We start from the raw sequence: 12,874 nt of genomic DNA on the forward strand, positions 1-12,874 counted from the left end.
ATGACCGATGGAAGGAAAAAGTCGCTGCCGCAAATAGAAGCTAAAATCCGTTCGCCTTCGCCTCAAGCTGCTCCTTTTCAAATAAATCGTCAAGCGTGGTCAGGCTACCGTCTTCTTCAACCTGATTTAGGGACAATGTACCGTTCTCAAGTGTCAGTTCGATAAAACAGTCCCAGCAATAATACTGATTGGTACTCAGCTTTCCGATACTCTTACCTTGACAGTTCGGACATTTCATCTGTTTTCACCTCAAATTCATTCAATCTTTTTGATTACTCGCATCCATGTCCAAAAATGGATCAAAATATACTCTTTTTTAAAAAAAGTTTCTGTACCGATACCACTTGTTCATTTGCAACCGCCGGAATATTTGCCCTTGCCGGCGTCGGGACCGTTTTATCAGTTGCGCCGAATGAAGCGGTAGTTGCTCCGAATTTTCGAACTTGCTCCGAATCGGACGGTAGTCGCTCCGAATATTCGAGCTTGCTCCGAATTAGGCTTAACCAGCTCTGAATCGGGCGGAAATTGTGCCGAACTTAAAAACAATCGGCCTGCAGCTTTTTAGATATGAAAGCCCTTTCGTTTTCAAGAATCCGCATGGGCTCACGGGCCGAGAGCTATATCAAAGTTTTTTAAAAGGCGCTTCAATTAATGCGGAGCTTCTCCCGGTATCACATGCATCCGTTCCTGCAATTTTTTCGCCAGATTGGAGTGGCGTCTGTCTATATCGTTGCGACTGACCGCATGGCCAAAGGCACCTTCGTCGCCGCACAGCATGAGAAATTCTTTGCTGCGCGTGACGGCCGTATAGATCAGATTGCGTTTCAGCATCCGGTGATAGCCCTTTACAATCGGAAGAATCACAATTGGAAACTCACTGCCCTGGGCCTTGTGAATCGAGCAGCAGTAGGCCAGAGTCAGCTGATTCAGATCATGTTTCAAATACTTTACCTCGATATTATCGAATGAAACGACGACCGTGTCTTCATTATCAGTCGTCTCCTTAGCCTTCAGTATGGCGACCACTTCACCAATATCCCCGTTGAACACCTGATCGTCCGGATTATTGATCAGCTGCAGAACTTTGTCATGAACCCGGAACACGTGGTCGCCATACGTCAGGGACCGTTTCTGATCCGAAGCAGGGTTAAACAGTTCCTGCAGGGCTTCGTTTATCTTTTCTATGCCGGCGTTTCCGCGGTAAATCGGGGCGAGTACCTGAATATCCTTTGGCTGATAACCCTTCTTCTCGGCCCCCTTCGCGATTTGGCAGACTGCATCCACCACTTGGGCTTGATGGCAGTGGAAAAAGCGGCGGTCCGCTTTGGGAACCGTCACATCCGGGATTAAACCCTGCTTAATTTCGTGAGCCAGCTCGATGATTGATGAACCCCGGGCCTGGCGGAAAATGTCCGTCAGTCGGACAATGGGAATCACTCCGGACTGAATCAGATCACCGAGTACCTGCCCCGGCCCGACGGAGGGCAGCTGGTCCTCGTCGCCGACAATGACGACCTTAATATCCTCGGGAAGCGATTTGAGCAGCTGGTTGGCGAGCCATATGTCCACCATCGACATTTCATCGACGATCAGCAGTTTTCCCTCGACCGGATCGTCCTCATCATGTGTGTAGCCGGATCCGCCGTTCCAGCCGAGCAGCCGGTGAATCGTCACCGCCGGAAGACCGGTCGATTCCTTCATGCGTTTAGCCGCCCGGCCTGTAGGCGCTACAAGCAGTACAGGATATGGGTGCTCGCTGTCATAGTCTTTTGGTTCAAGAGAGAGACTGTTCAGTTCCGCGTAAACATCGACGATCCCCTGAATAACCGTTGTTTTTCCCGTGCCCGGTCCGCCTGTCAAAATCATTAACGGAGACTGGATCGCTTTTCGGATTGCCTCCTGCTGGCTCTCCGCATACTGCATGGAGAGTTTTTCTTCTACCTTGCCAAGTGCTTCGAGAAACTCGGTTTCGGAAAATTCATCCGGATTTCCGCTCCGTTCCATCAGTTTCTGAACACCGGTGACGATGCCTTTTTCCGCATAGTAAAGCTCAGGGAGATAGACGTCTTCTTCCTCCCGTACCAGCCGCCCGTCTTCTTCAAGAACATCTATTTCGCGAATGACAGGCGCTTGATCCATAGCCTGCGCAGGACGCGAAAGCAGCTTTTCAACAGCCGGGATGACTTCGTTATAAGGCATGAACACATGACCGTCGTTCATAGCCCGCTCATTCAGCCAGTAGAGAATAGCGGCCTGAATGCGTTCCGGGTGATTTCCGGTAATGCCCAGCAGCGCTGCCAGCTCGTCCGCGCGCTGAAACCCGACGCCTTCGATATCCTGGATCAGCTGATAAGGATTCTCTTTGATAATTTCCAGCGCATCGTCACCGTAAGTCTGATAGATTTTCATGGCCAGCTGGGAGCCGAACCCGTAATCCGAGAGACCGATCAGAATTTTCTCCAGTCCTTCATTTTTCAGAAGCGTCTCCACAATAAAATCGGACTTCTCCTTCTCCAGCTTAGGCACTATATTGAGACAAGAAGGATCATTCAGAATTTTCGTGATTGCGTTGTCCCCGATCGTTTCGACAATCGACTCAGCCGTCTTTTTACCGATTCCCGGAAAAAGATCGCCGGACAAGTACTGGACCATGCCGGTGCGGGACTGCGGAAGCAACTTGCGGTAGCGTTCGGCTTCATATTGCTGGCCGTATTTCGGATGCGTCTTCAGTCTTCCAATGAACTGGTATGTCTCGTGAAGATGGACGGCGGGAAAGTAACCGACAATCGTGATTTCTTTTCCAATCACGGGTTCGTCGGTTTCATGAATTTTTACGATCATCACCGTGTAGCCATTGTCGTTATTCTGAAAAACGATGCGCACCGGTTCGCCCTTAATCGACGGATGCCGGTCCGAAAATAAATCCATAGCTGCCTGTTCCATTTTCCCCGCCGTCCTTTCTGTTTTAAGATCTTTATCCTTTTATGCTTATTACTAATCGAACCGGAATGAGCAGAGTTTCAAAAATCCTGTTCTATTTTTTGGGCGGGTTTGATTCCCCGGTCTTTTTCAGTCTTTCAAGGCCATGCGCCGCGAGCATATGGCGGGGGTTTAGAGCCAGCGCTTTCGCAAAATATTGATTTGCGTCGGCGCCCTTGTCCCGATACATTGCGATGACGCCAAGATTATAGAACGCATCCGCATGATTCTGATTCTCCGCGAGTACTCTTAAAAATTGTTTTTCAGCTGCGTCCAGTTGACCGAACTGCGCCAGCAGGAGTCCGTACTGAAATCTGGCCTCCGTGTCTGAACTGTTCAACTCGACCGCGCGCTGAAAGGCCGCCAGCGCCCGGCCGGGATGTCCAAGCTGAAGCACGGACCTGCCGATCATATAGAACAAATCGCCTTCATTCAGCCCGTTTTTCTGAGCACGTTCAAATTGAACAAGCGCTTCATCATACTTTTTCATCTCAAAAAGGGCATTTCCGTACCCGAATGAAGCGGATGCGTAGGACGGATCAAGGGAGAGCGCTTTTTCAAAAAAGGCCGGGGCACGTCCTAGCTGCCCGGCCGCGATCAGAAGGTTTCCGAAATTCGCATATCCCGCGGGATTATCCGGCTCTTCGGAAATCGCCTGATCCAGAGCCTGCGCCGCCTGCGCATAGTCCTTCTCCCTGATCAGACGCAAAGCCTTTTCTGTTTTACTTTCCAAAACGAACAACTCCCCTGTTCAGATGATTGATTTCAAGACTAAAGCGGCCGCGGATCCGGGTTCACCGTGTTTGGCGTGAACGGCGCTTTTTACACCGAAAAAGACCCAGCACTCATAAAGGTGCCGAGTCTACAAAATCTATGGCCGCGTCCGTTCCCTGATTCAGAATGGTGCCGATGGTCGCCCCTCCAAGACAGATCTCGTTCTGATAGAAAACAACAGCCTGCCCCGGAGTGATTGCCCACTCCGGCTGATCAAAAACAACTTCCAGACGGTTATCCGGCCGCACGTGAACGGTGACCGGCCGATCTTTCTGACGGTAACGGAACTTCGCCGTGCAGTGAAAAACGTTCTTTTCAGGCGCGCCGCTGATCCAGTTGACCTTTTCCGCGATCAGCCCCTGAGAGTAGAGAGCCGGATGATCTGCGCCCGGCGCGACATACAGAATGTTTCGTTTCACATCTTTGCCGCAGACGAACCACGGACCGCCCGGACCGCCGATTCCCAGTCCCTGCCGCTGGCCGTTTGTATAATACATCAGGCCGTCGTGATAGCCTTTCAGTTCGCCGTCGATCGTGCGTATTTCGCCCCGGCAGGCCGGCAGATAGTGGCTGAGAAACTCCTTGAAGTTGCGTTCGCCGATAAAGCAGATCCCGGTGCTGTCCTTTTTGCCGGCGGTCGCCAGATGATGTTCGCGCGCGATCGCCCGGACCTGCGGCTTTTCCAGGTCTCCGAGCGGAAAAAGCACTCTTGAAATCTGTTCCTGAGAAAGCTGGTTCAGAAAATAAGTCTGATCCTTGTTCTGATCGGCCGCCCGGATCATAAGCGTCTTTCCTTCACGCCGCTCGGTACGCGCATAATGTCCCGTTGCTACATAATCAGCGCCCAGTGAGAGTGCATGATCAAGAAAAGCCTTGAATTTAATTTCTTTATTGCACATGACATCGGGATTCGGGGTACGCCCCGCTTTGTATTCCGCGAGAAAATAGGAAAAAACCCGGTCCCAATATTGTTTTTCAAAGTTCACGGCATAATAGGGAATACCAATCTGATTAGCTACCCGGACAACATCCTCATAATCCTCAGTTGCCGTGCAGACCCCGTTCTCATCGGTGTCATCCCAGTTTTTCATAAAAATGCCGATCACGTCATATCCTTTTTGCTTCAATAAAAGAGCGGCAACAGAAGAATCCACGCCGCCCGACATGCCAACGACGACCCTCGTACTGCTGGGGGATTTCGCCAAAGTTGTTCACCAGCCCTTTCAGAGGTCAATCCTGCCCGATTCCGACAAGTTCCCGAACAGATTGAGCAATAACATTCCCGGCCTCTTTAATTTGTTCCAACCTTAACCCGCTTCCAAAACTGATTCTGACCGAACTCCTTGTCTCCGGAGCGTCCTGGCCGAACATCGCGGTCAGCACATGCGACGGCTCCACCGATCCGGCTGTGCATGCCGATCCGCTTGAGACAGCGACACCGGCCAGGTCAAGCTTGGTGAGCAGTGTTTCAATATTTGTACCCGGAAAATATAAGTTAAGAATTTGCGGCAGAAAATGATCCGGATTCCCATTTACGCGATAACCGACATGCTCCGCGTCAAGTGTATCGAGAAGAGTCCGGCGTTCTTCAAGGTATCTGCCGATCCGCTCCGGCTGACGATCGCGCACAAGTTCAACCGCCCGTCCCAGCCCGGCAATCGCGGGAACGTTCTGCGTACCTGCGCGGCGCTTCCGTTCCTGCTCGCCCCCATGTGTCATAGTGGTGAGCGAAACCCCTTCACGTATATAGAGAAACCCGATCCCTTTCGGGCCGCCGATCTTATGTCCCGTCATCGACAGAAGATCAATCGGCGTATCTTTAACATCCATGTCCTCTGTTCCAAATGCTTGAACTGCATCGGTATGAAAAAGGGCCTGATGCGATGCAAGGAGATGCGCGATATCTTGGATCGGCTGAATCGTGCCTACTTCGTTGTTGCCGTACATGATAGTGACGAGTATCGTGTCGTCACGCAGTTTCTTTTTTAAATCATCGACCGAGATTCTCCCGGTCCGATCGACATCAAGATAATCCACATCAAAGCCGAGGGATTCCAGATATTCGCACGTCCTGAACACGCCGTGATGCTCCACTTTTGTCGTAATGATGTGCTTTCCGAACTTTCTGCTTGCAAGCGCGGCGCCGATGATCGCCATATTGTCGCCTTCCGTTCCGCCGCTTGTAAAGACAATCTCACGGCTTTCGGCACCGATATATTTTGCAATCGTATCACGTGCGTCGTCAATTATTCTCCGGGCCTGCCTGCCGAAAGAATGGATACTTGACGGATTGCCGATCACATTTTTATAGGTATCCGCCATGACGTCCAATACTTCGGGATCGATCGGCGTTGTTGCGGCATGATCGAGATAAATCGGATCCATGCCCATCACTCCTTTAATCTTCTGTTAAATATAAAACATGTCCGGATCCTGCACCTGCGGATCGGAATCGAAATGAATCAGATCGTCCAGAGTCGTGCCCTGAAGCACGTCTTTGACGGCGTCCCTGATTTTCACCCAGAGCTCGCGCTTTGCCGGATCGTCATCCTCCATTACTTCAACGGGCTGAATCGGTCCTTCCAGAACGCGGATCACATCAGCAGCCGTGATTTCGCTCGGGAGCTTGGACAGCACGTAACCGCCGTACGCACCGCGAATACTGTTCACCAGTCCGGCGTTGCGGAGCGGAGCGATCAATTGCTCCAAATAGTGCTCAGACAGATTATGATCATTTGCGATCGCTTTAAGCGAGAGCGGACCCCTGCCTTTATTTTTTGCCAGAGCCATCATGATCGTCAGACCGTAGCGCCCTTTGGTCGATATTTTCATTATGAACCACCTCTTCATCAGTCAAAATCAGCTGCTCTATCATAAAAAATTTTTCTGCTGTTCGCAATAAAAAAAAGAACGATCGGTTTCCAGGCTTCCTGAACCCTCTAAAAACGGACGAAGGCGCGCGGAAGCCGCTTTTGCGATCCGATCCGTTAAATATGGTAAAATATGATCAGACTCTAAATTATTATAGACGAAAACTGTTTTTCTTGCACGTTTTGAATCCGGGCATGACGGGTTTATATCAAACTTGAGAGGATGATCAGGATGGACTTATTTGATTTTCCATCCGATGACAATAAAACGTGGAACGCGCGGCCCCTTGCCGACCGGATGCGCCCGCAGACGCTTGACGAGTTTGTCGGTCAGGATCAGATTGTCGGAGAAGGCCGGTTGCTTCGCCGGGCGATTCAGGCAGACAAGCTGACCCCGATGATTTTTTTCGGACCTCCCGGCACCGGCAAAACGACACTTGCTCATATTATCGCCCGATCGACGGCGGCTTATTTCGAACAGCTGAACGCGGTAACTGCCGGAGTCGGCGATCTGAGAAAAATCATAGCGGGTGCGGAAGAACGGCTGAAATTTGACCGACAGCGAACCATCCTTTTTATTGATGAAATCCATCGTTTCAATAAAGGACAGCAGGATGCACTGCTGCCGTCGGTGGAAAAAGGAACAATAATCTTAATCGGGGCAACGACCGAAAGCCCGATGTTCGAAATTAATCCGGCGCTGCTTTCCCGTTCCCGCCTCTTCCGCTTCGTTCCGCTTTCACAGGGCGACATCCGAAAGATTCTTGAAAATGCGCTTACCGATAAGGAACGCGGCTACGGCAGTTATAAGATTCAGGCAGACAGCGACGCACTCGACCATCTCGTCCGTGTCGCAAGCGGCGACAGCCGTACCGCCCTGCACGCACTCGAACTCGCCGTTCTGACAACCGATCCGGACAAAGACGGCGTGATCCACATTGACCGCGGCGTCGCCGAAGAATCGATTCAGGAGAAAGTGCTTCAGTATGATAAAAAAGGGGACAATCACTACGATACGGTTTCGGCGTTTATCAAAAGCATGCGCGGCTCAGATCCCGATGCAACGCTCTACTGGCTGGCCAAAATGATTGCCGCCGGCGAAGATCCGAAATTCATCGCGCGCCGGATTTTTATCCACGCGGCTGAAGATGTCGGCCTGGCTGACCCGAACGCCATTCTCGTCGCGAACGCAGCCGTCACCGCTGTAACGTTTATCGGCCTGCCAGAAGCCCGTATTCCGCTCGCGGAAGCGGCGCTTTACATCGCCACCGCTCCGAAAAGCAACGCGGCCGTCGCCGGCATTGATCAGGCCCTTGACACTGTAAAAAATGAGAAAATCGGCGACGTGCCGCTTCATTTGCGCGACGCCCATTACAAGGGAGCGGTAAAGCTTGGCCACGGGAAGGGCTACCTGTATCCTCATGATTTTCCGGGAGGCTATGTCCCGCAAAACTACCTTCCGGAGCACCTGCGCGCAAAGAAATTCTATCAACCTTCGCCGCGCGGCTACGAAAAGACCATCCAGAAAAGACTGGATTATTTTGCCGAACGCGATCGGGAAAATAAATGACTCTCTTCCATTTTAATGAATGATACAATAGCAAATGACTTGTGTATAAAAAACTTTCAAGTTGTCTATCCTTCTTAAAAATAAGCAAGAATGCAAGAAGGAGAGTATACCATGACAAAAGTGAGACAAGATGCATGGTCGCATGAAGACGATCTGCTGCTTGCGGAAACCGTTCTGCGCCACATAAGAGAAGGCAGCACACAGCTTGATGCGTTTGAAGAAGTCGGCGACCGGCTGAATCGTACGGGAGCCGCATGCGGCTTCCGCTGGAACGCGATCGTGCGCAAAAAATACGAGCAGGCGATTGAAATTGCCAAAAAACAGCGCAAGCAGAAGAAACGCGCCGAACAGCGGAGCAAAATTGTTCGTCCCGCACCCGTTTTTTCTGCTGTGGAAACCGCTTATATTGCAGATCTTTCAGAGACGCAGAATGAGGATGCGGAGGTCGGGACAACTCCGGATATGACCGTCGTTTCTGACCAGCAGGCAGAACAACAAGAAATAAATCTGGGCGATGTAATCGCTTTTCTGAAGACGCTGCAGCGCGGCAAAGCAACGACCGGCCGGCTGGAGCAGGAAAACAGCCACTTAAAGCTGGAAAACGGCAAACTCCTTCAAAAGATAGCCGATCTGGAAAAAGAAATCGGCGGGCTGCAGAGCCGTCAGCAAACCGTGGAGGACGATTATCAGGCGCTGATCGGTATTATGGACCGCGCCCGGCGGATGGTTGCCTTCCAGGACCAGGAGTCTGTTCAAGGCGCCACTTTCAAAATGGACCAGAACGGAAATCTGGAGAAGGTTGCGAAATAATTAAACCACGTTGTTTAGTAAAATGGAAGCAGCCTGGAGAAAAGATTACTAGCTTTTTCTCCAGGCTGTTTTTTGTCAGATTTCAGGACCAGTATATTTATCCGCCGCCAAGGTTTGCGAGCTATGCGGATTAAGGCAGCCCGAAGAGCCTGAACGGCCGCGGCCATTCGGTTTTATAGAATCGAAGCGATGGGCGAGGCATTCTGGAGCTGCAAATAACCTTGAAAAATTTGACTGACCTGTATAGTAGTCACCCAGATTTTCCGTTGTCCAGGCGTTACAGTTCAGGTCCCTTTTCAATAGTCCTATTTTCATTTTCGGCCTCTGCCTTCTCAAAGGGAATCTGCTGAGCCTGCTGATTCTGAAAACGGCGGATACGGTCAAGCTCTTCCTGAGATTCCTTTTGAATAAATTGGCTTAGGCCCGTGCCATCTTCACTGGCGAGATAAGCAATATAAGCTGTGCGATCCTCCCTGCTGATGACATCCGGAGGCAAGTCATTCTGCAACAAGGAATAGTTCATCAGAATGCGTCCCGTTCGACCGTTTCCATCAGAAAATGGGGAGATGCGTTCAAACGCAATATGCGCTTCGCTGATAGCCAAATAGCGGTCCGCTGCTTTTCCCACATGTGCCAGACGATAATTCAGATTGTCGACCCACTGCCGCATGAGCAGCGGCGTTTCCACAGCACTGGCTGTATGGAACTCTGCACCTAGGATTGCGTTGTCCGATGTTTTGAACTGGCCGCGATCATGCTGCAGGCGGTCGGTTAGCGCGGCATGGATAGCTTTTACGGTATCGATAGTCAACGGGTGATTCTGATCCAGCTCGCCCAGCAAGTAGTTGAAAGCCTGCTCGTGATTCTTGACCTCATAAACTTCCCGTAAATCGACGCTGCGTGAGTTGGGAGGAAGTGCATTATGCAAAATAATGGAAACCGTCTCGGCCAGCGAAAGCGTATTACCTTCGATTGCCGTGGAATGGTGTGCAAGGCGAACCAACACATCTTTCAAGTAGTCATCGGGCAGTCTAAGCAATTCGATTCCTCTCCTTCCATATTCTTTACGGTAAAAAGTATCCCTAATCTGCTTTTGTCATCCGTGTTTTTCGAAAAGAACAATCCCTTCTCTCCCCACGGAATTGAGGAAATCTCGGTTATTTTTTTTCAACAGTCTTAAGCAAATCACTATTTTTTCCAGGGCCTCCGGTACGTCTTCCAGAAGGCCGCTTAAAAATGATACGCAGTTTTTCTTTGATTTCTTCAACATGGTTGTGTTTGCCTATCCTTATTTTCCTCCTTTTTTGTTCAAAATCAAATTAAAACAGGTTCCCTGCATTCTTACAATCTTTTTTTCATCAAGTCCTGATGTCTGTTGGGAAAAAGATTTTTACGCTTTCTTTTCACCGTCTCAGCCGTTTATCGCCTTTGACCGCGCAGCACGAGGATGAATCGGCGTTAAGGCTATATTTTTACTTTTCTGACCCAACTGAGACGCTGGCATAAACTCAACGAGAGAATCGTTTGATTGACCTCATTGATAACTTGTATTGCTCGTCGCGACAGTGGCCGGCGCGGGGATCGTGCTGCCGCCCCGCTGCTGAGGCCCAATCGTAATCAATCCGTTTGCACTGGTTTGTGGGGATGAATCCCCGCCAATGACTACGCCTTGATCGAAATGGATCGCGGATTTATTACTCTTCGGATAAAAGTTATTCTTGACATAAACTGTACGCTCAAAATTGACAGATTCATTCCATCCTGCACTGTCATTGCTTCTGTTGTTCGATCCATTGATGAAAACATAGCCCTGATAGGTGTCGCCCCCTTCGGAATTCAGATCGCCTCCGAAATAAACGTTCCCCACATACGTAGCCTTGCCTGTGTCATTTCCCTGTCCGTTAATATAGGTGTTTTTCATAAAGGTGGCATCACTGTCCTTTTTCAGATTGATCTGTTGATTGATTCGGACGTAGCCGTTAAAAGTCACGGTGACACCTTGTTCGACATTCAACTGGCCATTAATCAATACATTCCCGTTAAACACCGTGTTTTCTTTAATGTTCATCTGACCGCTTGTATAAACATCTCCGTTAAAGGTTGATGGGTTCTCAATATTTAACTGTCCGTCCACATAAACGTCTCCATCAAATACCGAAGGAGCATTGATTGGTTGTATATTTAACTGATTTGAAAAATTGACTGCTCCCTCAAAGAGGGGCTGTGTCATATCATTCCCGGAAATAGTCGGAGCTCCTGCTATTGGAGAACTTGGAGGCACTACAAGCGGCATGTCCTGAAAAAGGCTTTGAATGGCCGAAAAATCAACGGCCTGCTTTGTGTCTCCCACGCAGTTGGCCGATGAGCCATTAATAAAAACATGATCATTGGCATGGCAATAATAGTTTCCTTGATGAATCAGACTTCCTTCCATATAGGGCAGTGACAGCCCCATGTATTCCGGTGTGCGGTCGGAATCCCCTCCACTGCTGCTTCCGCTTGAATCGCTCCCATATTTAAAAGTCTTTTCCTGAGTAATGATCCGTTTCTCGCCTTGAACGGTCCCCGTACTGGTCACGGTCAGCTGAATCTGATTGTCTCCGGCATGCTCGTTCCCGATCGCCACTTCATATTCCGGATTGCCCTGCATCGAGTGGATAACCTGATCCCCGGATGAGTCCAGAGCGTCCGGCAGTGCGCTATCCAGCGCGGTTTTAAAGGCTTCAAAGGTGCCAGGAATATTTTGATTGATGGTTTTCAGTTCCTCGTTTATTTTTTGATTATAAACCGTGAGTCCCATCTCGGCCGCATTTGTCGCCTGGGTACGACTGGTTTCCTTGCTGATCTGCCGCATGTGGCTGAATGATACGTTAGTCAGAAGAAGTCCCATGATCGAAAAAATAGCAATGACCAGCAGAACCACGAGAAGCACCGATCCTTCCTGCCGTCTGAGTACATTCAATTTTCTCAATGGCTCTGCCCTCCCCCATTGTCATTCCACGGATAATTCAGCGCAGTATTAATTTGAAAACTCAACGCGCCGTTTCCTGATGGATCTCTCGGTAAAATCGTATAATTTATTTCAAGTTGATTCGTACTCTGATTGACTTCAATTGATGACGGGCTTCCGGAATAAGACAGATTTTCATCCGATATAATCTCGGCCTGGTCGGCGCTATCGTATTTTACTTCAACTTTCCCATCAATGATCGAGACTGAAAAAGGTTTGTTATTTTTATTAAAGAACGCCTGAGTCAGACGGGACTGAACAAGATGGGCGTCGGCCTGCAAATCATTCTCTGTCAACGTCCGTCCAGCTGATTTTTCGCCGGAAAGCCAGATTGTGAAAATCAGCGCGAAACAGACCGAAGCGATGGTCAGAACGGCTAGCATCTCAACCAGAGTCACGCCTCTTGAATTATGGATCATCTGCCTGTACCTCTCAGTTGCTGTTTGTCGTATAATAGTTGTAAAGTTCTACATATTTAGTGCCGTAATACGTTCTGACGACAACAGGAATTGCGCCGGTCCCGCCAATGGTTTTAAGGATGTATACATAGGTATCGTATCCATTCGGAAGGCCCAGGTCATTAGACTCAATGAAGTAATCTGTATTCCCCGGAGCAGCGGTCGGCGAAGTCGGCGCCGACGGCGATTTGCCAGGCAGCGTTCCGGCTCCGAGTACTTCCGAAAGCTTTTTCTGTGTGAGCTGCAAAGCTGTCAGCTTCGCTCCATTGTCCGTCGTGACCTGCTGGCTCTGGATAAAAACATAGGCAAAAGTGAGGATCATGACACTCAGGAGAGCGATTGCAGCAATCACTTCGATAAGCGTCATTCCGCTCTGCTTCAGGTTCATAAGTCCCGGTCCTTT

General features: G+C 49.8%; 12 protein-coding genes. 2 read left to right on the forward strand and 10 right to left on the reverse strand.

Features of this window, described 5'->3' with window-relative positions:
- Positions 1 to 40 precede the first annotated feature (40 nt).
- The 6 genes from IEX81_RS00460 to cymR form a co-directional block, all read right to left on the reverse strand.
- Entirely contained in the window at positions 41 to 238 is a 198-nt protein-coding gene (locus tag IEX81_RS00460) for a YrzR-like zinc ribbon domain (protein ID WP_188800712.1), read from the reverse strand.
- A 410-nt stretch (positions 239 to 648) separates the two neighbouring features.
- Positions 649 to 2,943 (reverse strand): SF1B family DNA helicase RecD2, encoded by a 2,295-nt coding sequence (recD2, locus tag IEX81_RS00465; RefSeq protein WP_188800714.1) that lies wholly within the window; start codon positions 2,941 to 2,943, stop codon positions 649 to 651.
- Positions 2,944 to 3,034: 91 nt separating this feature from the next.
- Entirely contained in the window at positions 3,035 to 3,712 is a 678-nt protein-coding gene (locus IEX81_RS00470) for a tetratricopeptide repeat protein (protein WP_188800717.1), read from the reverse strand.
- A 112-nt stretch (positions 3,713 to 3,824) separates the two neighbouring features.
- Positions 3,825 to 4,958, reverse strand: coding sequence for a tRNA 2-thiouridine(34) synthase MnmA (gene mnmA, locus IEX81_RS00475; RefSeq protein ID WP_188800719.1), 1,134 nt, complete (start codon positions 4,956 to 4,958; stop codon positions 3,825 to 3,827).
- A 25-nt stretch (positions 4,959 to 4,983) separates the two neighbouring features.
- On the reverse strand, positions 4,984 to 6,138 hold the full coding sequence (locus IEX81_RS00480) for a cysteine desulfurase family protein (RefSeq protein ID WP_188800720.1): 1,155 nt from the start codon (positions 6,136 to 6,138) through the stop codon (positions 4,984 to 4,986).
- Between the two features lie 24 nt (positions 6,139 to 6,162).
- On the reverse strand, positions 6,163 to 6,585 hold the full coding sequence (gene cymR / locus IEX81_RS00485) for a cysteine metabolism transcriptional regulator CymR (protein WP_188800722.1): 423 nt from the start codon (positions 6,583 to 6,585) through the stop codon (positions 6,163 to 6,165).
- Positions 6,586 to 6,855: 270 nt separating this feature from the next.
- Between cymR and IEX81_RS00490 the strand changes: the two genes are divergently transcribed.
- Entirely contained in the window at positions 6,856 to 8,193 is a 1,338-nt protein-coding gene (locus IEX81_RS00490; protein WP_188800724.1) for an AAA family ATPase, read from the forward strand.
- Between the two features lie 111 nt (positions 8,194 to 8,304).
- Positions 8,305 to 9,003 (forward strand): RsfA family transcriptional regulator, encoded by a 699-nt coding sequence (locus IEX81_RS00495; RefSeq protein ID WP_188800726.1) that lies wholly within the window; start codon positions 8,305 to 8,307, stop codon positions 9,001 to 9,003.
- Positions 9,004 to 9,280: 277 nt separating this feature from the next.
- Here IEX81_RS00495 and IEX81_RS00500 read toward each other — a convergent pair whose 3' ends face one another.
- The 4 genes from IEX81_RS00500 to IEX81_RS00515 form a co-directional block, all read right to left on the reverse strand.
- Positions 9,281 to 10,042 (reverse strand): Fic family protein, encoded by a 762-nt coding sequence (locus tag IEX81_RS00500; protein ID WP_229727411.1) that lies wholly within the window; start codon positions 10,040 to 10,042, stop codon positions 9,281 to 9,283.
- Positions 10,043 to 10,537: 495 nt separating this feature from the next.
- The gene (locus IEX81_RS00505) at positions 10,538 to 11,974 is read right to left on the reverse strand and encodes a polymer-forming cytoskeletal protein (protein WP_188800729.1); all 1,437 of its coding nucleotides are present in this window, start codon (positions 11,972 to 11,974) and stop codon (positions 10,538 to 10,540) included.
- Complete coding sequence (locus IEX81_RS00510) at positions 11,971 to 12,432, reverse strand: prepilin-type N-terminal cleavage/methylation domain-containing protein (RefSeq protein WP_188800731.1); 462 nt, start codon at positions 12,430 to 12,432, stop codon at positions 11,971 to 11,973. Before IEX81_RS00510 ends, IEX81_RS00505 begins: the two co-directional genes overlap by 4 nt.
- Positions 12,433 to 12,445: 13 nt before the next feature.
- Positions 12,446 to 12,859: a type IV pilus modification PilV family protein gene (locus IEX81_RS00515; protein WP_229727412.1), complete on the reverse strand. Its 414-nt coding sequence runs from the start codon at positions 12,857 to 12,859 to the stop codon at positions 12,446 to 12,448.
- Positions 12,860 to 12,874 lie beyond the last annotated feature (15 nt).

Origin of the sequence: Sporolactobacillus putidus (genome assembly GCF_014647035.1) — a bacterium.
Taxonomy (GTDB): Bacteria; Bacillota; Bacilli; order Bacillales; family Sporolactobacillaceae; genus Sporolactobacillus; species Sporolactobacillus putidus.